Source organism: Paenibacillus sp. FSL L8-0470 (genome assembly GCF_038008625.1).
GTDB lineage: Bacteria > Bacillota > Bacilli > Paenibacillales > Paenibacillaceae > Paenibacillus_AQ.
This window is the reverse complement of sequence record NZ_JBBOZM010000001.1, coordinates 4,095,247-4,116,641: the sequence shown is the minus strand read 5'-3', so window position 1 is coordinate 4,116,641 and position 21,395 is coordinate 4,095,247. Positions and strand designations below refer to the sequence as shown.

The window sequence follows — 21,395 nt, the reverse complement described above, 5'->3', positions numbered from 1 at the left end:
TCCCCCTTATACTAGAAATTGTTGTACGAGCTTATTTTCGAAAGGGGGCTATCCACTGATGAGTGATGTAATTAAAGCAATCATACTCGGCATAATTGAGGGCTTAACTGAATTTTTACCGGTATCGTCTACTGGACATCTTATTTTAGCAGGCAATTTGCTTAGCTTTGAGGGAGACGCGGCAATAACATTTAAAATTGTTATACAGTTGGGTGCAGTGATGGCAGTTCTAATTCTTTATTGGAGGAGATATTTGAAGATTGGGGCTAATATGATTAGAATGGACTTTTCCAAAAGTAAGGGATTAAATGTCATTCATATGATTTTGGCTATGTTACCAGCATTAATCCTATATCTTCTCTTCAAGGACACAATAAAAAGCAAATTATTCGGCCCAACCCCTGTCTTGATCGGTCTAGTTGTGGGTGGAGTATTGATGATCATTGCTGCACGGAGTAGGAGAACTGAAACCGCTGATACGATTGATGGGATTAATTATAAACAGGCTTTCGGGATTGGCCTGTTCCAGTGTTTGGCATTGTGGCCGGGATTTTCGAGATCGGGTTCGACGATTTCGGGTGGTCTTTTGCTTGGCACTAGCCAAAAAGCCGCTGCAGATTTCACGTTCCTCATTTCCGTGCCTGTTATGTTTGGTGCAAGCTTGTTGGATTTGTACGATAGTCGCGATTTGCTGAATTCTGACGATTTTTTTCTAATGTTAATTGGCTTTATGACATCCTTTATTGTGGCAATGATTGCAGTAGTGACGTTTATCAAACTGATTAAACGGCTTCGATTGGAATGGTTTGCGCTATACCGTTTTGTCTTAGCAGCTCTTTTCTATTTTATCGTTATATTGTAAAGGATTAACGGGCAGGACTACATAACCAAATACAACTGTATAACTCCATTATATTTGGTATCATCTTCGGTTGATGAGGCCCCGCCTTTCTTCATATCTGGAAATTGTGTTGATGTGTTATTAAAATGTGTTGACACAAAAGTAATTAGGGACCATACTATATATATGAACAACAATAATAAAATAATAAATGACATTGACGCTATTCCATCACTTGTACAATCTAAGCGTCAGATTGATCGCTATAACCTAGACATAGACGCACAGGCTATACTCGTCGCGTCTAGGCTAATGGCAGCGGGAGCCAAGCTTGGGCATGCCTCGGAGATTCATTTCTCTAGATTCGGTTTATCAACAGGGCGATATCGTTTATTGGCAGATCTTGAAGACAACGAAGGAGAAGAGTTGCCTTCGCAATTAGCGGAGCATCTAGGCGTTACACGTGCTACAGTGACTGGTCTTATCGACATTCTTGAACGGGATGGCCTAGTTTCCCGGCGATTAAGCTCAGACGATGGCCGTCAGAGAACGGTCATTTTGACGGAAGAAGGAGCGAAGAAGCTCCGTGAAATGGCTCCTGAGCATTTCGCTTGGCTGGAAGCAATGGTGGGCTTACTTAATATCGAGGAGCGCAGCGTATTTCTTGACTTGCTAGGCCGAGTTACACAAGGCATCTCAGCACTTACGGGCGAACTAGGCCCGAAACCAAAAGGAAAAATCAGTAATGAGTAAAATGGGCTAGTGATGCTAGCCTATTTTTACTCTTATATAGTTAGGAACCTAATTATATTTCACTGAAAGCAATCATTGAACTATTTCAAAGAAGGAGGGAGCAACTAAATGAACCAGATGAAATACCCGAATCAGTCAGATGATGTTTACGGCATCAAGGCTGTTGGCTCCAAGAAAAAGACTTTTGTACTATGGCGTGAAGTTGTAATGGCCTATGCCGCTCCCGCCATCATGGCAGGTATCGGGGGATTGGTTAGTGCCAATAGGGGGCTTCAAATAGGGGCATTGACCACAATCGGCGGTGCATCGGCCTTGATGGCCTTGATGATTGGCCTTTTGTTGCGCAGCCGGGTGGGGCATATGCGATGGGTCATCGGTGCACCTCACTTGGTTGTGGTAGGGGTGTTCGCATTGGCCGGGTCCTCGGTTGGCCTATACGCTGCATGGGTGACATCTGTTTCACTAGAAATCATGATTCCAAGCTATCACTTGGCCTGGGCCGAACGTGTCTGGATCGATTTCCCGTTGTCTGGATTCATAGCAAGCACGATAGTGACATGGCGGTGGCGTCTTGCCGTCACAACTAATTTTTCATCCAAAAGGAGAAGAAAAAAATGATAGTTATTATGGGAGCAACAGGTACGATAGGCAGTGCGCTTTTGGAACGTTTGGTTGATCTAGGCGTACCTGTCAGGGCGCTGAGCAGAGAGCCAGAGAAGTTGCGTGATCAGATCGGAGAAAAAGGCCGATTGACTATCGAGGTCGCATGGGTGGAGGCTTCCGACCCAGAATCGCTGCGCCGCGCGTTTACAGGTGCTAGCCAGCTCTTCCTTGCTATGTCTAACAGTCCAAGACAAATCGAATTGGAAACTTCGATCATTCAGATTGCCGCCGAATCTGGAATCAAACACATCGTAAAAATATCCAGCCCTGCCTTTGAGCAGAGCTCTCCAGTGGCTGTGGCGGGCTGGCATCAAGAAATTGAGAAAACGCTGAGGGAATCGGGCCTCATCCACACCGTGTTGCGCCCTTATGCGTTCATGCAAAACTTAATGCGCCTTGCACCAACGATCACAACCCAAAATGTATTCTTTGGCTCCATGGGCGATTCACCGTGTAACTTCATTGACTGTCGCGATATCGCAGATGTTGCCGCAGAAGTCCTAACCAACCGCGAGGTATCAGGCCAAATATATACGCTTACTGGTTCGGAGATTTTCAGTTATCCCCAGATCGCGAGTCAACTATCCGCCCTGCTTAATCGGCCGATAAGTTACATCAACATGGAACCTCAAGTACTACTCCGTAATCTTATCGAGCACGGTCATATGCCTCCTTGGCTTGCGAACCACGTTGTGGAAATTCAAACCATGTCTACGGTGGTGCCAGAAAGTCCAAATGACACTGTGAAGCGCTTGCTCGGCAGAGAGCCACGCACGCTAGGCGCCTTTCTGCATGAGCGTGTAGAAAATTTCCGGTAGAGGCGGAGTCCATTTGTTTTGACATTTGTGTAGTTGGCAGCATTTTATTCCGATTTCAGACAGGTCATTAATCTAAAGGGAAACGATAGCTCAAAAAACAGCGGCAGTCTAGGACTTTATTTCGTCCATGGCTGCCGCCGTTTCTTTTATTTAGGCCAGTCTGATGCTTGTATTTATTAGATAATATTTCAACATATGAAAAATTCACAACAGAAACCCTTTACTACAGCGTTTCTTTGATACTCCAGAGCCATACCTTACACACACCGAACTTGCATACTAAACCCAGGAAAAAGACCGGGGCACAGCCCCGATCGTTAAAAATTAATTCACTGATTTCGTACTTAGTCTGTAGAGCCGGTTAACCGCTGCTTCAAATCAAGCGCTATTTCCATGGACTGGAGTGCTAGATTCAGCGAAAGGACGGATTCCGAGCCGTCTTGTAAACAGTGAATCGCATGCTGGAGGCTTAGCTTGTATGGATCCTGTTTCTCCAGAACGATCTCTTGCTTGCCGGCCTTGCTGTATTCATACAATGCAGAATCGATGTTTCCCTGCATGTCATCACTTTCATGAAAGACCAGCTTTGCCTGTTCAAAGTAAGCCTCATATCCAACTGTAAAGGGGTAAGAATCAGGCATAAACGAAGAAACGCTAACTTCCGCCGAGACCCCGGATTCCTCAAAGGATACACGGACCAGTGCTTGTTCTTCCTTGCCGCCATTTGTTCCCCATACGGAGGAGGGAGCAGTTGAACCCAGCAGCCAGGTGATGAAATCCAGCTCATGGATCATCAGATTTGTAGGGAGGGTGCCAAGCCCCAGATTCCCCCAAAGTGGTGGGGTTTCTCTTTTGACAGACACATGCAGCAGCTTGCCATACTTCTCCTGTTGTGTGGTTTCATACAGATATTGATAGGCCGGATCAAATTTGATGAACTGATTGACGAGAATTCTTTTCCCATATTGAAGCTCAGCCTCTCTCATTGCCGTCGCATCTTCTAAACTTAGCACAACCGGAGTTTCACAAACTACATGTTTGCCGGCTTTCATTGCCTCTAGAGTGTATTTCTTATGTAGTGGGGAAGGTAGACAGATATCAATGATATCCAGTCTGGAATCTTGCATAATGTCCTCTATTGACGATGTGATCTCAACCCCAAGCTCTTCCTTCAGCTTATGCAGCTTGTCTTCGTTCCTCCCAAAGATGACAACCCGGTCAATGCTATCCAGTTTCTTTAATATGGCGGCATGATATGCTCCGAAACCTGTTCCTAATATACCAATATTCATTTGCAGCAGCTCCTTCTCTCTGATATATTTCATAGTACACTGCTATTGTTGACAACAGAGTGGCAAGAATTCGAGAAGCTTCAAACCCTAATAATTTCGTGGGCAGGACAGGAGTGAATATATGCGCTTGCATCGCTTGATTGGGATATTGTTACTGGTAGAATCCAGGGGGAAAATGAAAGCAAGTGACTTGGCGGCCGCACTAGAAACCTCGGTACGATCCATTTATAGAGACATAGACGTTCTGGCGGAGGCTGGAATTCCCATGATATCTGCACCTGGGCCGAGTGGCGGGATTTCGCTAATGGAGGGCTACACGGTCAACCTGCGGCAGCTGCACGGGGACGAGATGGTTCAGCTCTATTTAACGGGAATGGGCTTTCAATCAGGAAGGAACAGCGAATCGGGCCTCAAGTTGAGGAACGCGTTATTAAAGCTGGAAAAGTCCTTGCCAGCCGCTTATCAGGAGGATATCCGCAAAGCCCAAAATGTCTTTTATTTCGATGATACCCCTTGGTGGACGGAACGGAATGCGGTGCCGTGTCTGGAGACTCTGCGTGCTGCGCTGTGGAAATCACAAAAGATTAGCGTTCAATACCGAAAGGTCAATAACGAAATTTCTTCCCGGTTACTGCTTCCCTACGGCCTCGTAGTCAAACAAGGGGCTTGGTATCTGGCCGCTTATTGCGAGGAGGCAGAGGGCATGCGCACCTTTAAATGCGAGCGGTTCGAAGCGGTACAATTACTGGAGGAAAAATATAGAATTCCGGCGGAGTTTTCTTTGGAGAAGTATTGGAGCAGCGGGGAGGAGAGCTTTAAACAAAGCCGGAGGGCTGAAGAACACTATCCGGTGGTCCTTCGCATAGAACAGGGTAAGCAGGAACTTGTTAACAGGCTTGAGGTTATGCAAAAGGGTGAAGAGGATGGATTTCTCCTGTTGACTGTAAATATGTACAGCTATGAGAATGCCTGTCTGAAGGCGCTGGCGCTGCTCACCGATATCGAGATTCTTGAACCGCCCCTACTCAGAGAGTACATTAAGCAGAAAATAACTGCTTTGCAGCATAAGTATCTATGATCAAGCTCTGCAAATAGTTACTGGAATTTAAATGATTTGCAACTAAAATTACACATTATCCTCTAAAGCTTATGCGATAATTTAAGCATTGACATTTTATCAATCCTATTGGGGGCAGTGCGAGGAGGAGTAATGTGAACAAGATTGCTAGCGCTGTAGCAGCAGGGGTTATTTTACTTAGCGGATGTACAACGGACAAGTCACAGAATGCGGAGCAGAATAATAGTACAGGTAATCATAAGGTTCTTTTGACGGAAGATAAAGCTCAGAAAATCGCTGTGTACGGGGTCAGCAAGCCGGAGAGCGGCTACTCCCCGTTGACTGTTCAACTCGATAATGAGTCCAGAGATTATGAATGGAGCAATACCTCCAACCCCTCTTTTTATCCGAAGGTCATCCTCAGTGATTTGAACGGCGTAGAGGGAGATGAAATTGCTGTTGTACTTACGACAGCTACTGGTACAGGTGTACGTGAATCGGAGGTTCATGTGTTGACTGCTGATTTTACAGAGATTCCGGTTTCCGATCCTAAAGACAGTGTAAGAAATGAAATTTCCTCTGTGCTGCAAAAGGGAAACGGCGAGCGGGAATACACGATCTCAGTTTCTGGCAAGGATTATCCTTTTAAGTTCAATGAAAGTGATGCAGGTATATGGTTTGATCAACCGGTTGTCGGAAACATTGTCAGATACTTCATTCAGGATCATGTCCTTACGGCTGAACTGTCTATCCAGATTTCCCCCGGGATGTTCATTGGCAATGTGTTGATGAGATATGCTTATGTGAACGGAACTCTTGAACCGGATGACATTGGTTACCAGAAAGAAAGTTTATGAGAATAAGGTTACATAAATAATATTATGTAAACTATAGTTGAGGGAGATTGGATTTTGTTCAGAGATATTGAACATGCGTGGAACCCGACTCAAGAGGAAATTAAGAGATGGGCAAGTATCTTAAAACTTGGATTTATCGTTCAAAACATTTGATAAGCTATCCGCAAGAATATGATTACGACTACTGGGGGCTATTTTCAAAGTATGTCTTTAATGTGTGATTAAACGAACAAATTCCACTCTGCGTGTGCAATGTTCATCATTAGTAAACCCGGACAAGCTTCTAAGCTTATCCGGGTTTTTGGTTACTATACGTTTACATCACCAGCGCCCATTTCTCTGATCTTGAGTCGTTTGTGGGCTGTAATGAGGAACGGCAGCCCCAAGGCGGTGGTTAAGGCCAGGGGCACAAAGACAGCCGGTCCATTTGCGGCGCCGAATTGATCCAGCAGCAGCCCCCCCAGGATAGGAGCTATTACATTGCCGAGATTATTAAAGCCTATGGTTCCGAAATATGTACCTTTCCATTCCGGTTTGGCAATCCGGTCAATGAGCATGTCCATCATTGTAAAGAGCAGTACCTCGCCAATGGTGAACAATACGACACTGAACATCAGCAGTGCCACTCCACCGGCAATTCCGAACAGCAGCAGGCTCAGCGCTACGCAAAGATTCCCCAGAATCAAAGGGACAATCGGTGAGAATCGGCTTGCCGTGCGGACAATCGGGTACTGGACCACCAGTACAGTTACGGCATTTAGGGACAGCATATAGGAGAAGACCTGTCCTCCGTTCGTGAAATGGGTATTCATTGCTAAATACTGGGCCAGTGTGGAACTGAAATGCCCATATCCCAGTACACAGAAGATTGTACCCAGCAGTACGGGCAGGAATACCCGGTCCCGGGTGGTCGTTGCCAGTGCTTCGCGCAGCTTTGGAGCACGGACTTCGGAACGCTGCGGAAGAGTGGAATGATGGATGCGGAACTGCATAAACAGCACAAGCCCATAAGCGATATACACAATTCCGGCAATCAGAAACGGGAAGGTCGATTTTGCAGATCCCAGCTGCAGGCCAATAATCGGACCAAAAACAACACCCAGATTGACGGCGGCGTATCTTAAATTGAACACGAGCAGTTTATGGTCCGGTGGGGTAATATCCGACAGTAAGGCGCGAGAAGTAGGTTCAAATACGGCACGGCATAGGCCGTTTAGTGTATTAACCAGGAAGAATACCCATAAATACTGGGCGGCAGAGAAGCCGAAGAATACACAGGCCCAGCCGAAGACCGAGACCAGCATTACGATTTTACGCCCGATAACATCGGAGATATAACCTCCATAGAAACTGATCAGCACGCCAGCCAGTGAGCTGACAGCTACCGTAAAGCCTGTCTGGGTCGCGGAAGCGCCAAGCACCTGGGTGAGATAGATGGATAAGAAGGGGATGCTCATGGAGGTAACCAGGCGTCCAAACATTGTCCCGATAATAATGGTCCAGGCTAAGGGATGGATGTGCTGCAAATGTTGTTTCATATAATGTGAATCTCCTACTCTGGTTGCTGAATTTTTAAACCTGCTAATCAAAGCTGCTTTATGTATAATTGTAATGGTAAAAGGGGGAAGTAAAAGTGTAAGGATTGCGTTCCCCGTTTCACCTTTAAAGGAGCATGGATCATGGACAATAACGTTACACATTATTTACGGGTTGCCTCAGAGATTAATAATCCCTTTACTATTCATGTGCCTATTCCGGTGACAATTGAGCTGCTGGCATCTGTGCTGTGCTGCACGCCACGCAACGTGAAATTTATTCTGCGCAAGCTCGAGGAGAAGGGGTTCATCCAGTGGCAGGCAGGACGGGGAAGAGGCCACACCTCGGCGATGACTTTTTTACGCACTGTGGAAGAGATATTGGAGAATTATCTTTTGGAGCTGATTAGCAGCGGGAAGATAAAGCAGGCAATCGAGTTAATTGGGCTGCCTGAGGTCAAAGGTCCGCTAAAGGATAGGTTATTAACCTTGTTAAATAGACAAATGGGCTATCAGAGCGAGACAGAATCGACCACAGGACTTGATGTCCTGCGGATTACCCGCAACCGCAGCATGGAGAAGCTTGACCCCGCTTTTGTATACACAGCTTTTGAAGCCTATCTGATCGGACAAATCTGCAGTACTTTAGTTACATATGATGCCGTTAGCGATTCCTTTAACCCGGCACTGGCCCATATGTGGGAAGCGAATGAGGACCATACCAGCTATATCTTCTATTTGCGCAAAGGTGTTCGATTCCATCACGGCAGGGTGATGACCTCGCGGGATGTGAAAAGTACGCTGCAGCGGCTGGTGGAGCTGGACAGTTCGGCATTATGGCACTTTCGGGGGATTGAAGAAGTAGAGCTTGAGGGGGATCACCGGATCCGCTTCAATCTATCATCTCCCAATCTCTTTTTTCTTCATCTCTTAAGCTCCATTCACATGTCGATTCTGCCCTTTGATGCTGATAATGACCAGGAACCCCTTGGAACAGGTCCCTACCGGCTGATGAATTTGAATGAAGATGTGCTTGTGCTTGCAGCCTTTGATGATTACTACAGCATTCGTCCGCTGTTGGACCGGGTCGAAATCTGGTATTTGCCGGATCAGGGCTCCGGTACACGCCAATACCAGCTGCCGGATGCCGCCGTTTCAGGCTCCTATTCGGATGGTTGCTCCGGCAACAGTATTGATTACCCGGCGCTGGGTTGCAGATATATTATCGTGAATTTTCGCAAAGAGGGCATTCAGCACAATCTGCTTTTTCGCCAGGCGATGCGTCTTCTTTATGACCCTTCTGCGCTGATCAGGGAACTGGGCGGTAACCGGATTACACCGGCAGACAGCTTCCTGCCTTGGAATAGCCGCCGCATAATCTGGAAAGAGCATTCACTTGAAGAGGCGGCAAAGCTGCTGGAATCCAGCGGGTACAGCGGAGTAGAGATAACGCTTGCTTATGTTCCCAGAAAGGATGAGCTTGAAGAAGCTGAGTGGCTGCAGCAGCGTGCGGAGCGAATCGGTCTGCATATTTGCCTGATATCCTACAAGGAATACAACATGGAGGAAGTCAAGCAGCAGGCGGATTTCCTGTTTGCGGAAGAGGTACTCGAAGATGATTGGCAGTGGGGAATGATTAATTACTTTGTGAACAAGTCCAACCATCTGCACGCGTTGCTTCAAGACAGTCAGCGGGACCAATTACAGCGGGAACTGGAGCATTTTGCAGAACTGCCTGCAGAAGGCAGAGGCGAACTTCTGGAGCGGACGGAAGCGATTCTGCGCGAGAATTGTTGGGTCCTCTATGGCTGTCATATGAACAAAAGAGCCCAGCTGAATCAGAGTCTGTTCGGCTTGCATACGGGATCTTTTGGTTTTCTGGACATCTCCAGGCTGTGGATCAAACCGGGTTTCCCCGAGACCCGTATGTGAAGCATGACTAACCTGGCAATTAAAACAATAAAACAGGAAAGAAAAACCTGGTAATTTCTCTTTATTGCATCTGCTCCTGCTTATATCATTAGGCATATTACTGATGGAAAAGGGAGGGCCTTATGTTGTCCAAGCTGACTGCCCGCAAAAAAATAGCATTTCGTTTACTTGGAATCTTACTTGCTTCCGATGTACTACTTGTCCTTCTTGGACTGTTGGATTATTCGCCTGGACCGCGGCTTCACCCATCGGGGGGATATATTGTCCTTTATCATGTAATCCTGCTAAGTGTGTCTCTGGCTCTGCTCCAAAAACAGCTGCTCCTGTTCCTGACAGTTTCCTTAATCCTGTTGTTGTTCGGGGTGAAATACTTCTGCTCGTCGTTTATGGGCTGGCAATATGAATATTTGCATTTCCCCCGGAATCAAGAGTTGCTGGTTGTGAAATACCGGATCGCTACACTAGGGGAAAGCCAATATTTCGCAGAATTTTACCGGAGCCGGTATTTTGGATTATTCATGCATAAGCTGAAAAACCAGGACTACTCGGTTATGATTCGGGGTGAGGATCGGGATCCGGAGAACGTGCTTGGGCTGAGCAGCCCTACCTGGAAGCATGAGCGGGAAGTGATTCTGGATACGGCAAGCGGGGAGCGTACCATCAGATTGTATTGAAATGAGCGTGTAGCAGAAGAGAACAGGTTAATTCAATGCCTCCCCTGCCAGTGATAGAATTTGGCCGCAACGGGTTAATTAGAACCATAGACCAACTGCAAAAGGCCAAATCAAATCACTTGCGGCAGATAAAGCCGAATGAGGTGCAAACGGGAGTTTGATCAAAAAAGGCAATAAATCTTCAGGCTCGGCTGCCATCGGCAATACATGCATTGCTGTGGTGAAGGGAATTACCATGTAGAGGGACTGATTGAGCTGAGACGGGGAATGACACTTGCCGACGCAGATGATATCAAGTTCAAGGTAAGGGACAAGCTGCTGGCCGACCCGCATATCTCGGATGTTACTCTGGGAATTCTTGAAGATAACAGTGTCCGCAATTGGGTGCCCCAGCATGAATTGAATTAATTAGAAGAACAAAGGGGAGTGCCGCAACACCGGCACTCCCCTTTGTTCTTCCTGTCTTATGATTCAGAAAGAAGATTACTTTCTCCGGCATAATCTTCTCAACCTGCTTGTTTGCCCTCGCATTTCTTGCAGACATTAAGCTTCTCGCCGGTAACACCTTTGCCGATATAGAGCAGCTTGATTCGCGTACTGCCACAGATCGGGCAGGTTCCTCTGCTCCGGGAGGGAGTCCGCCATAATGCTTTGCCGCGTTTGTTCTTAGACATATTCTGTTCCACCTTCGCGCTTGATATCTTATCGTATGCCCAAATTGAGGGCAGCGTGAAAGGAACGAAGGGAGAAAGAGGTGTCTATTAATATTAATGCAAAGGACCTGTCGCTATTGAGATCAAAATAAACGATAATTGAACGGGCCGCAAGCCAAGCCATTTCTGAGTCAAAGCGCTTGATGCCGGGGTTACTGGCAGATTCAAAGAATTATAGGTGGATCAATGAATCTTTGGAGGTTTAGACTTCATCGTATCGTTAAACTGGGTCACAAAAACACCTTCATTCGGGCCAGGATTATTTCGAAACATTTTTGCTTCTTCAACCAGAACTTCGTCCGTATCCGTACCAAGTACCTTTATAGTTTCTTCAATGAATGATGTAAGTGGCATCGCACGCGGTTCATCGTTGTTGCTTTGAACCCATGGTGGCACAATTTCTAATACTTTTACCGTTGTGTCTTTAAGCATGTACCGTTGGGACAGCGTATAGGTGTGAAGTGCTGCCTTCGTTGCGGAATATAGAGCAGTCGCCGCTAATGGCATAAATCCAAGTATCGAAGTCGTGTTGATGACAACCGCTTCTTCTTTGGACTTCAAATGCTCGATCAATGCAGAAGTCATACGAATTGGACCTAGCAAGTTTGTCTTGACAGTCGAAACCAAAACATCCTCATCAATCACGCCCGCCGCGTCATCGGACTGGATGATGCCGGCGTTGTTAAACAAAACATTTACATCCGGGTGTTCTTCGATTAACTGCTTAGCGGCCGCCTTTATGCTGGCAGGATCTTGTACATTCAATTCCACTGCGGATATGCCGGGATTCGCTTTGATTGTCTCCTCCAGACGTTCTTTACTCCGACCAGCGATAATAACTTTATTCCCAAGATTGTGGAGAGCTTCTGCTAATGCACGTCCAATTCCCGAACCGCCGCCTGTAATGAAAATCGTGTTTCCTGTAAGTTTCATTTTGTAAACCCTCCTGATTTCTTTTAAATTAAAATATCGATTTTTTGTATACCTCCTCTTAAATTGAACATGTGTTGAATTAATAACATATGTTTTATATAGTGAATGTACCAGAGCGATAAATGGTGTTCAATGGTTAAAATAAGCTCGGTTGTTGATTTTTCAACAGAGGACTTCGATGTGTTCATTCTGTATGGGATAAAGGGGAGAAGGATATGGACAGGCGTATTCAAAAATCGAGGCAAGCGATTTTTGATGCTTTTATGAGGCTGATGTCAGAAAAGGAATTCGAGAGCATAACGGTCAATCAAATTGCTGAGGAAGCGAATGTCAATCGAGGAACGGTGTATTTGCATTTCAATGACAAGTACGATTTGCGCGATCAACACATGGAAGCTCAGATTAACCAGTTACTACGCAATTGTATGTCTGAAGATGATAAGATGGTTCATCTCCCTTCCAAAACTACGCTATTACGCACGTTTGAATATTTGGAGCAGCATGCTCCTTTCTATTCCTTAATGCTGACGAGCAAGGGAAACACGGTTTTTCGAAACCAAATGGAGACAATGTTTCGGCAAAGACTGAACGAGCATCTGGATTCGATCAAACTCGATGGGGAGTTGAACAGGGACATTACGGTCCAATTTTTAATTTCAGCGGCAGTGGGTGTATTGGAATGGTGGATAATCCGTTCGATGCCGTATCCGGCATCGGTCATGGTTGAACAATTTTGGGATTTGCTGAACCGAGGTGTCGAAGGACAACAACATGGTGCTATTTCAGATTAGATAACGATCTAAATTTATAATATAAGAACGTGCCTAAATAAAAGCTTATTGTATTTGGTAGTGTTAACGCAAATATTACGGCTAAGGGTACAAGTTCTTATCCTTCACGCATTGTGAAATGATGTCAGAGAAATCCAAATGATTGCCGCAAACGAGATTTAGAGAGTATATGCAAATAGTCTATTTAACGCCAAAAAAAACAGCGTATAACATAAATTATACGCTGTTTCATCTGAGATCCATTTTAATAGGTTCATCTAACCATCTGGTTGTGCCGAATTGAGGGTTGATATTGGATTAATACGGTATTTAATCTAGAATATGGTTTTAACTGTTTGCGGCCTTCTGATGTGAGCTTTGTGTAAAACCGGGTGAAAGAAATCATGCTATACTAATTGGAAAAACAGCTGGGGGTTTTGATTTTGACATACAGCAGTTCCAAACGGGGATGGCGATCGGATAAACTATCGCATTTGGGTTCATCCATATTCTCGGAGGTATCCGAATGGAAAGCAGAAGCACGGAGGTCGGGCATCGAGGTCATCGACCTTGGGATCGGCAGTCCGGATCAGGCACCTGCTCTTGAGATTCGCCAAACGTTAAGTGATGCAGTTCTCAGGGAGAACAGTTATTCCTATCCCGCTTCCAAAGGAAGTGACTTGTTCCGCAAGCAAGCGGCAGCCTGGATGAAATGGCGGTTTAATGTTGAAGTGGATGATGAGGAAGAGCTGGTGGCGCTGATGGGTTCACAGGACGGGCTGGCCCATCTTGCTTTGTCCATTTGCAACCCCGGAGATTTGGCGATTGTCCCTGATCCGGGGTATCCGATTTATTCCGGCTCACTGGCGATTGCAGGGGTCAAGGCCTGGCAGCTCCCTTTGCTGGAACAAAATGACTTTCTGCCTGATCTGGACAGCATTCCTGATGAGATATGGCAGCAGGCGGTTTTTATCCTGCTCAGCTTTCCCGGCAATCCGATTGCGGTTACGGCCGATCTGGCTTACATGGAGAAACTGATTGCATTAGCCGGGAAATGGGAGGTGCTGGTTATTCATGATTTGGCGTATTCGGAGATGGGGTTTGACGGCTACCGTCCGTTAAGTATCCTGCAAGTACCTGGAGCCCTAGAGACGGCGGTTGAATTTCATTCGTTCTCCAAGAGTTTTAATATGGCCGGATGCCGCGTTGGTTTTATGACCGGCAACCGCCAAGCTGTTGGCGCACTCCGTGAACTGAAGAGCAATGTAGACTATGGGGTATTTAATCCGGTACAGGAGGCTGCGGTATGTGCGCTGGAGCTGGCGATGGCTGGAGGTGGGGAACTGGAGGTGGCTCCGCTCTATGAGCATCGGCGCGATGTGTTCATTGAAGCTTTGTCTTTGGAAGGCTGGTCTGTTGTTAAGCCCAAAGCAACAATGTTTGTCTGGGCACGGCTTCCGGAAGCTTGGGGAACTCCAGGTGAAGTTGGCCGATCACGCAAGTTTGCTCAAGAGCTGCTGCTGAAGACTGGTGTTGCTGTAATCCCGGGGGATGCTTTTGGTTCGCAGGGAGAAGGGTTCGTCAGAATCGCGCTGGTTGAAGAAGAAAAGCGGCTCCTGGAAGCTGCCCGGAGAATCGGGGAGTTTCTTCGCAGGAACCGCTAAACGTAAAGATCATTTACTGCAATTCTTTAGGCAAGGCTACGGCCAGCAATTTACGCTCTGTCGGGATCAGTGCGATTCCTTTTTCGATCGTAACATTGCCAAAATAGTGGTAGCCGGCTCCGGTTTTGATAATCCCGTACAAGGCTCCGGTATCCGCATGATTAATGGAGAGGTACCCGTTCTCGTAAATGGCGAATACAGCCTTGCCAACCCGCTGCAGACGTTCAACCTTGCTTGCCGGATTGTTGAAATTCACAACACGGTCATTCTTAAGATTGACTCCGGTGATTTGGGTTCCTTTTTGAAAAAATGCCATTCCGTTTGTAGGGCCGGCCAGCCATCTGCCATAGCTTTCATAGCTTTTTTCCGCTGTTTCTTTGTCCTGGCTGCGTGTAAACCGTGTTAGCGTATATTCATCTTTATCAAGATTTCCAACTACCGTGTAGATATATGGATTCTGAATGGAAGTGTAGTAATTGCTCATTCTGTCAATGTCATTCAGAGGCTTGTAGTCTTCTTGGCCTGATATTTTGCCTGTTGCCGGGTCCAATTGGACCAGTGTTAATACATGACCCGCAACAGGGGTGGTTTCAGCATCATAATGTTCTTTTACTTGTTTCCGCAGCAGCAAATGTCCATCCTGAACACCCACATATTCGTAAAAGCCTTCTGTTCTCCATAACTTCTTGCCAGTAGCAAGATCTAGTCCGAAAAATTGTGTGCGTATATTATCTACGGTGCTGGAGACGACGAGTGCGCCTTTATATTCTCCGTAAATGGTCCCTACATACATGGGAATATCCGTATTCTCCCAAATTTTCTTTCCTGTAACCGGATGGTAGACAGCTACACCGCCACGTTCATTGGAGAAATATATTTTTCCGTTAATCAGACGGACCTGAGCACCAATTTCTATGGGGAACTTTGACACTTTCACCTTCCACAGCAGTTTCCCCGTGTCAGCGGATACTTTTACGAGTTGTTCGTTATTGTCAATAAAAAAGACGGAGTTGTTCGTCACGATCTGAGGCTCCCCGCCATTTTTGTAGGACCATTTCACTTGGCCGGTAGCTATATTTTTGGCGTACAGTGTAGGGTAGGCGGAGTAATAGAGGATACCGTTCAAGATAGGCAGTTTGTCATACATGCCAATGCCGTCCGTTGTTGTGGACCACTTTAAGGGGAGTGAGGTGTCCTTGGCGGGTTTCACAGAAGTGGCGCTGGCGGATGCTGCATAGGCGGTATCAGTGGCCGTTCCTTGCAACGTTAGGGTGGTACCGGATGACAATAGGGAAACAGCGAGAAGTGATGTGAGAATTGTTTTTACTTGTGGCAAAAGAGTCATCTCCTTGTGAATGTTCATATTTAGTTAGACGTATAAATGCTCATTAAGTTTCTAAAATAAGGAAGTTGTTTATTAGTTAACATAATAATTAATATGTAAATAAGTAATTCAACCGGTCCAGATTGGGGTAATAAGGGGCAACTAAGATTTTACAGGAGGGCTTGTTATGGGATTCAATTTTGGAGGATTCGGTGAGAAAATACAAGGTCTGGTGGATACGGTTAAAGAAGGCGGAGTGGGCGATCTGCTGCAAAAGCTGCCACTAGATCAGCTGCCGCTGGATCAATTGATGGAGAAACTCCCTTTGGATCAGTTGCTGTCAGGATCGTTTCTGCAACAGTTTACGCCTTTTGAGTCACTGCAGGAGCTGCTGCAAAGCGGAGGTTTCTCTGCATCTTCGGCGGAGGATTTGAAATCCCTGCCCCAGGATCAGTTGAATGAGCATGTCAGTCATACGACTTCCTTCAGTTCGTTGAAGGACATGCTGACCAAAGCGGCGGAATTTTACAGTCAGCGTAAATAACAATCGGAACTAACCCAGGCTACAGCTTCAGCGGATTTGTGCGGGAAGGCGGTTAAATATTTTATTTGTAAAAATAACTGCTGAGCAGCTGCACACTTTACTGAAATTAAGCCGTTTTTAAGGCATCAGGCCAGCTTCGGAATACACCCGAAGCTGGCCTGATTTCACGTTACATATATCTTGTCTTGTTTCTTTCAGCACTACTGCCGCAGCCACGCTGTTGCTAAGAGCAGTGCTCCTTTATTAGCATTCGTGTCCGCGAGCGCATTCAGCATGACAAAGTCATGGATGATGCCTTGAAACCGTACCGCTGTTACCGTTACGCCCGCTTCACGCAATTTGGCGGCATAGGCCTCGCCTTCATCCCGCAGTACATCGGCTTCTCCCGTAATAATCAGGGCTTCCGGCAAACCGCTGAGCTGCTCTAGGCTGGCCCGCAGCGGGGAAGCGGTAATCTGAGCCCGTTCCTGCGGATCTGTTGTATATTGATCCCAAAACCACTTCATCCCTTCACGCTGGAGGAAATAACCTTCGGCGAACTGGTGATACGATTCCGTATCGAATGAAGCGTCGGTTACCGGATAAAACAGCAGCTGCTTGCTGATTGCCGGGCCTTTGCGTTCTTTGGCCATCAGCGTGATGGCCGCAGTCATATTGCCTCCGACACTGTCACCAGCTACAGTTAATCGACCCCTGTCAAGACCATGTTCGGAACCATGATTGGAGATCCATTCCAGCACCGCATAAATTTCCTCAATTGCTGTAGGATACTTAGCTTCCGGGGACAGGCTGTATTCCGGAAAAACAACGGCCGCATCCGCGCCGGCGGCCAGTTCACGAATGAGCCGGTCGTGAGTATGGCTGTTACCGAATACCCAACCGGCACCGTGAATGTATAAGATAACAGGAAGTGATGAAGCAGAAGAGTTAACCGGACGAACAATTCGGATCGGAACCTCACCTTTGGGTCCACCGGGAACAGAGAGATCCTGGATATCGGTCTCCGGTTTTTTTATTTCACCGGATTGAACGGTATCCACCGTTTCTCGGCCCTTTTCAGGACCGAGGTCTGGAAGGAAAGGGGGCTTTGCATTGTCATCGGCAAACTTCTGCGCTGCCGGTTCGAGAACGATCTTTTTATTTTCGGGCATGTTTATCGTCTCCTTTAATGAAATATGGGTTCTATCTCTCTTCAATCCATAACCGTATGCGGTCTTCCTGAAACGAAACGCGTAGCAGTCCCCGTTAACCTCCCTAAAACTTTTAGCCCAAAAGCGAACGGTTTGCTAGGGATAAAGCGTATATTCATTGACTAACCGGGGAGGAAGAACGATTGAAAGACTATCCGATCACTGAACAGCAGGCCAATGAAATGTTCGAAGAGCATTCCGCATACGATTCCGCTGAAAGTATTGCCCTGCAGAGTGAAAGTGACCAGCTGCTGTGGGCGGCGGTCGCTTGTTTAGAATCAGCGTAAAGTCGTTACCCTTCATTTATTATGCCGCACTTCCACTGCCGGAAACCGCCTCAGTCAGCAGAGATTCGCTTACATTCCAGTTGATCTTCCCGCTTGCGCATCCTTTCCGTTATTTGGACAGTCCCTTCAAAAGAAAACAGGCCGCACCCTCCTTGCCCAGCAAAGAGGATGCGGCCTGCTCTATTCAAGGGTCCTGTGCGCCGACTAACGATGTTCCAGTGTCTGAGAGTAACCGCTGCCGGAGCTGCGTTTATTGCCCAACACGGCGACGACGATAAAGACGATCGTAATCAGCAGCGGATACAGTATTGCCCACCCCGTAAATGGAAACACCGCCAATGTGGCGATAAAAGATATCCAGCTGATCGTTACTCCAAGCCTGTTGCCTTTGAGCAGCCGGATTCCGGCTGCGCAGCCTCCAATGTACGTCAGGATGAAAGTGGCATTGGGGAACTGGATCAGCGTGGTGATGGAGAGCAGGCCACTGCCGTAAAGGAGCAGTACTGCAGCAAAACAAAGCAACAAGAAACCAATAGCCCCAGTGGGCGTCTTGTACCGGTTGGACAGGCGTCCCATCCACTTGGGAGCATAGCCCTGACGGGACAAGGCAAAGGCCACCCGTGATGCAGCGCTGGAATAGGCGATAATCGTCGCGGTGCAGATGAACAGGCCGGTAAGACCGGCGATGAAGCCGCCCCATGCGCCAAGCGGCTGGCTGATGATCCAGACGAGCGAGGAATCAGCGCCTCCACGGAGGTAGCTTTGGGTTCCAACTGTAGCCAGCGCGGATAAGAAATAGAGCACCCCTACGATAATAGCGGCGATGGTGACCCCCTTAACAGCTGCACGCTGCGGGTCCTTGAACTCTTCTGAAAGATGGGAGACTGCCTCCCAGCCGATGAAACACCAGAAGAGAATAGCTGCCGCCTGCCCGATGCTTAACCAGCCACGGGGAACAAAAGGCGTGAAATGCGTGCTTTCCATGCGGGGGAGTGCGGTGGCAAACGAGAATACCAGCACAGCAATGATTGCGATTACGACGGCAATTTGTACTTTGCCTGCGACCTGCATGCCCATCCAGTTCGTGATCAGGCCAATGGCCAGCATCACGGCGGCGATAGCGATTCGGGCTCCATCTCCCCAGCCCATGGCGGCCGTCATATACCCGGCTCCTGTCAGCGCAGCCACAGGTCCGCCAATGGGCACCGACATCAGGAAGAACCAGCCCACCAAGGCTCCGGCCTTGGGACCGAAGGCCAAAGTGACGAAATGGGACACACCTCCGGCATTTGGGAATTTAGCGGAGAGGAGACCCATAGACAAAGCCAGAGGCAGAATCAGCAGGGTCATGAATCCCCAGGCCAGCAGGGAAGCCGGACCGGCCATTTCCGCGGCCAGTCCGGGTACGATTAATATACCTGAACCAAGCACGGCTCCAATGTATAGGGCAATGGCTTGCGGCATACCGATGTTTCGTTGCAATGTATGAGTTTCCTTCATAAATAAGATCCCGCTTTCCTTTTACCTTGAATTTAGTTATAGAGTATCAGATAATGTATCCATAGGAAAAACGGAAAATTTGAATATTATCCATTCGAAAAACCGATGATACATTCCTTCCGGGAAGGTTGGTGAGAGTCATATGGAATCGCGGCATTTATTTACGTTTCTAGTAGTCGTAGAGGCAGGCAGTTTTACCCGTGCTGCTCAAAAGCTGGACTATGCCCAGTCCAGTATTACTGCGCAGATTCAAGCGCTGGAGGCAGAGCTTGGCCAGCCTTTGTTTGACCGCATCAGCAAAAAAATTATTCTGACCGATGCCGGCCGCCGCCTGCTGCCTTATGCGCAGGAAATTCACCGGATGCACTCTTTGGCCCAGAATGCCCTGCGTGCAGAGAATGAGGTATCGGGAGTCCTGCGGATTGGTGCGCCAGAATCGCTGGCCGCCTTCCGTCTGCCGGGCATCATTAAGGAATTCCGCGGGCAATATCCGCAGGTTCAAATCACACTGAAACCAGGCGTCTGCTGGGAGCTGGCAGAGTCCGTCCGCTCCGGTGAGCTGGATTTGGCTTTTCTGCTGCAGCCGGAGGCGGAATATAAAGACTTGTGCAGTGAAACATTGATTCATGAAGAGATGACGCTTATTGCACCGCCGGATCATCCTTTGCTACAGCAGGAGAGTGTCGAACCGCAGCACCTTAAGAATGAAACCATCCTGTTTACAGAAACAGGCTGTACCTACCGGATTTTGTTTGAGCGTCATTTGAACAGCCAGGGGGTGTTTCCCGATCCTAAGCTGGAATTCTGGAGTATCGAGGCGATCAAGCAGTGTGTCATGTCCGGCCTCGGCATCTCATTCCTGCCGCTGATTTCGGTAAGAAGCGAGCTGGCCGCCGGCAAGCTGGCCCGGCTGAACTGGAATGATGAATCGCAGCGGGTTGCTACACAGACTGTCTACCATCTAAAGAAATGGAAATCGCCGGCACTTCAGGAATTTTTGCTGACGGTAGAGAAACATGCGGCAATGTGGAGAAGTACAAATACTAATGAAGGTGTATTAAATTCCGTGGTACAATAAGTTGTTGAAATCATGGGGGAGGAGGACATACATGAACAAATTGGGGCCTGACTATGAAGAAGAGCTTGAGGCCTTTCTGATCTGGATGAAGGATGCCGGATTTACAGCGTACACACAGAAATCCTATCTTGCTGATGTGCGGGAGTTTCTTGGGAGCCTGAATGGCAGAAGTCTGGAATCCGTTAAAAAGCTTCAAGTAGTGTCCTATCTGACCTCGGTCCGTGAACGCGGGGTAAGCGATGCGACGCGTAACCGCAAGCATGCCTCGGTTAATTGTTTGTTTAAGGCACTCATCGAGCTGGAATTGCTGACAGCCAATCCGGCGGCCGGGATCAAGAAATCCAAAACCGAAAAAAACCGTGAGCCGGTCTATCTGGATGAAGTGGATCTGCAGCGGTTTTTGTCTGCTGTAGAAGGCAAATACCGGAGCCGCAATTTGGCTGTTTTCTTACTGATGTCCTATATGGGGCTGCGGGTGGGGGAAGTCCATACGCTGAATTTGAGTGATTATAATGCAGAACGGCGTACACTGCGTGTATTTGGCAAAGGACGCAAATGGCGCAATGTGCCAGTGCCGGAGGATGTCGCCCCTTTTCTGCAGCAAGCCTTGAACGAACGTCTCACCCCTTGGCTTAGCAAAGAGGAGGCGATGTTTATCTCTCAGAAAGGACGCAGACTCTCGATACGGGGAATACAGGGCATAGCTGCAGACACCTTTAGCCGTTTTCAGCAGGAAGTGCCGATGGTTCACCGCCGGCCGTACTCCAGCCATAAGCTGCGTCACTCCTTTGCCACAATGCTGCTGCGCAAGGGGGCGGATTTGCGTACTGTGCAGGAGCTGCTGGGACATTCGTCCATACAGACTACAACGGTTTATACGCATATTACAAGCCGGGAGAAGGAAGAAGCCATGTCCAGGCTGCAGATTCAGTTTCCGCAGAAGAACTAGAAAAATCATTATTTCGAATTG

At 47.5% G+C, this 21,395-nt stretch carries 21 protein-coding genes and 1 pseudogene; 15 read left to right on the top strand and 7 right to left on the bottom strand.

Translation table 11 applies throughout. From position 1 onward, the window contains the following. Positions 1–58 precede the first annotated feature (58 nt). From NST99_RS18580 to NST99_RS18565, 4 genes are all read left to right on the top strand, one after another. Entirely contained in the window at positions 59–862 is an 804-nt protein-coding gene (locus NST99_RS18580) for an undecaprenyl-diphosphate phosphatase (RefSeq protein WP_038592788.1), read from the top strand. Between the two features lie 165 nt (positions 863–1,027). After that, on the top strand, positions 1,028–1,594 hold the full coding sequence (locus NST99_RS18575) for a MarR family winged helix-turn-helix transcriptional regulator (RefSeq protein ID WP_341093681.1): 567 nt from the start codon (positions 1,028–1,030) through the stop codon (positions 1,592–1,594). A gap of 108 nt (positions 1,595–1,702) precedes the next feature. Then, entirely contained in the window at positions 1,703–2,212 is a 510-nt protein-coding gene (locus tag NST99_RS18570) for a hypothetical protein (protein WP_341093680.1), read from the top strand. Then, positions 2,209–3,075 (top strand): SDR family oxidoreductase, encoded by an 867-nt coding sequence (locus NST99_RS18565; protein ID WP_341093678.1) that lies wholly within the window; start codon positions 2,209–2,211, stop codon positions 3,073–3,075. Before NST99_RS18570 ends, NST99_RS18565 begins: the two co-directional genes overlap by 4 nt. Before the next feature lie 344 nt (positions 3,076–3,419). On the opposite strand, the gene NST99_RS18560 is transcribed toward NST99_RS18565, so the two are convergent. After that, positions 3,420–4,367 (bottom strand): Gfo/Idh/MocA family protein, encoded by a 948-nt coding sequence (locus NST99_RS18560; protein ID WP_341097693.1) that lies wholly within the window; start codon positions 4,365–4,367, stop codon positions 3,420–3,422. Between the two features lie 121 nt (positions 4,368–4,488). Between NST99_RS18560 and NST99_RS18555 the strand changes: the two genes are divergently transcribed. Both NST99_RS18555 and NST99_RS18550 read left to right on the top strand, forming a co-directional pair. Further along, entirely contained in the window at positions 4,489–5,445 is a 957-nt protein-coding gene (locus NST99_RS18555) for a helix-turn-helix transcriptional regulator (protein ID WP_341093677.1), read from the top strand. Positions 5,446–5,579: 134 nt separating this feature from the next. After that, the gene (locus NST99_RS18550) at positions 5,580–6,281 is read left to right on the top strand and encodes a hypothetical protein (RefSeq protein ID WP_341093676.1); all 702 of its coding nucleotides are present in this window, start codon (positions 5,580–5,582) and stop codon (positions 6,279–6,281) included. Between the two features lie 308 nt (positions 6,282–6,589). On the opposite strand, the gene NST99_RS18545 is transcribed toward NST99_RS18550, so the two are convergent. After that, positions 6,590–7,819, bottom strand: coding sequence for an MDR family MFS transporter (locus tag NST99_RS18545; RefSeq protein WP_341093675.1), 1,230 nt, complete (start codon positions 7,817–7,819; stop codon positions 6,590–6,592). A 141-nt stretch (positions 7,820–7,960) separates the two neighbouring features. On the opposite strand from NST99_RS18545, the gene NST99_RS18540 reads away from it, so the two are divergent. The 3 genes and pseudogenes from NST99_RS18540 to NST99_RS18530 all read left to right on the top strand — a co-directional run. Then, positions 7,961–9,748 carry an ABC transporter substrate-binding protein gene (locus tag NST99_RS18540; protein ID WP_341093673.1) on the top strand — a complete coding sequence of 596 codons (1,788 nt, stop codon included), beginning with the start codon at positions 7,961–7,963 and terminating at the stop codon, positions 9,746–9,748. Positions 9,749–9,873: 125 nt separating this feature from the next. Then, positions 9,874–10,422: a hypothetical protein gene (locus tag NST99_RS18535; protein ID WP_341093672.1), complete on the top strand. Its 549-nt coding sequence runs from the start codon at positions 9,874–9,876 to the stop codon at positions 10,420–10,422. Positions 10,423–10,653: 231 nt separating this feature from the next. Beyond that, positions 10,654–10,830: pseudogene (locus NST99_RS18530) on the top strand (cation diffusion facilitator family transporter); the annotation flags it as partial. 98 nt (positions 10,831–10,928) lie between these two features. On the opposite strand, the gene NST99_RS18525 reads toward NST99_RS18530, so the two are convergent. Together NST99_RS18525 and NST99_RS18520 are read right to left on the bottom strand one after the other, a co-directional pair. After that, positions 10,929–11,096, bottom strand: a complete 168-nt coding sequence (locus NST99_RS18525; protein WP_341093670.1) for a hypothetical protein — start codon at positions 11,094–11,096, stop codon at positions 10,929–10,931. A gap of 222 nt (positions 11,097–11,318) precedes the next feature. Further along, positions 11,319–12,068, bottom strand: a complete 750-nt coding sequence (locus NST99_RS18520) for an SDR family oxidoreductase (RefSeq protein ID WP_341093669.1) — start codon at positions 12,066–12,068, stop codon at positions 11,319–11,321. 215 nt (positions 12,069–12,283) lie between these two features. On the opposite strand from NST99_RS18520, the gene NST99_RS18515 reads away from it, so the two are divergent. Then, complete coding sequence (locus NST99_RS18515) at positions 12,284–12,859, top strand: TetR/AcrR family transcriptional regulator (protein WP_341093668.1); 576 nt, start codon at positions 12,284–12,286, stop codon at positions 12,857–12,859. A 422-nt stretch (positions 12,860–13,281) separates the two neighbouring features. After that, a complete protein-coding gene (locus NST99_RS18510) occupies positions 13,282–14,502 on the top strand; it encodes an aminotransferase class I/II-fold pyridoxal phosphate-dependent enzyme (protein WP_341093667.1) in 1,221 nt (406 codons plus the stop codon). 13 nt (positions 14,503–14,515) lie between these two features. Here NST99_RS18510 and NST99_RS18505 read toward each other — a convergent pair whose 3' ends face one another. Beyond that, positions 14,516–15,838: an outer membrane protein assembly factor BamB family protein gene (locus NST99_RS18505; protein WP_341093665.1), complete on the bottom strand. Its 1,323-nt coding sequence runs from the start codon at positions 15,836–15,838 to the stop codon at positions 14,516–14,518. Between the two features lie 175 nt (positions 15,839–16,013). On the opposite strand from NST99_RS18505, the gene NST99_RS18500 reads away from it, so the two are divergent. Further along, a complete protein-coding gene (locus tag NST99_RS18500; protein WP_341093663.1) occupies positions 16,014–16,370 on the top strand; it encodes a hypothetical protein in 357 nt (118 codons plus the stop codon). A 200-nt stretch (positions 16,371–16,570) separates the two neighbouring features. Here the strand turns inward: NST99_RS18500 and NST99_RS18495 are convergent, their stop codons facing one another. Next, the gene (locus NST99_RS18495) at positions 16,571–17,521 is read right to left on the bottom strand and encodes an alpha/beta hydrolase (RefSeq protein WP_341093662.1); all 951 of its coding nucleotides are present in this window, start codon (positions 17,519–17,521) and stop codon (positions 16,571–16,573) included. Positions 17,522–17,703: 182 nt separating this feature from the next. On the opposite strand from NST99_RS18495, the gene NST99_RS18490 reads away from it, so the two are divergent. Then, positions 17,704–17,847, top strand: coding sequence for a hypothetical protein (locus tag NST99_RS18490; RefSeq protein WP_341093660.1), 144 nt, complete (start codon positions 17,704–17,706; stop codon positions 17,845–17,847). 204 nt (positions 17,848–18,051) lie between these two features. Here NST99_RS18490 and NST99_RS18485 read toward each other — a convergent pair whose 3' ends face one another. Then, positions 18,052–19,347, bottom strand: a complete 1,296-nt coding sequence (locus NST99_RS18485) for an APC family permease (protein ID WP_341093658.1) — start codon at positions 19,345–19,347, stop codon at positions 18,052–18,054. Between the two features lie 142 nt (positions 19,348–19,489). Between NST99_RS18485 and NST99_RS18480 the strand changes: the two genes are divergently transcribed. Together NST99_RS18480 and NST99_RS18475 are read left to right on the top strand one after the other, a co-directional pair. Next, the gene (locus NST99_RS18480) at positions 19,490–20,425 is read left to right on the top strand and encodes a LysR family transcriptional regulator (RefSeq protein WP_341093657.1); all 936 of its coding nucleotides are present in this window, start codon (positions 19,490–19,492) and stop codon (positions 20,423–20,425) included. A gap of 31 nt (positions 20,426–20,456) precedes the next feature. After that, on the top strand, positions 20,457–21,374 hold the full coding sequence (locus NST99_RS18475; protein ID WP_341093656.1) for a tyrosine-type recombinase/integrase: 918 nt from the start codon (positions 20,457–20,459) through the stop codon (positions 21,372–21,374). Positions 21,375–21,395 lie beyond the last annotated feature (21 nt).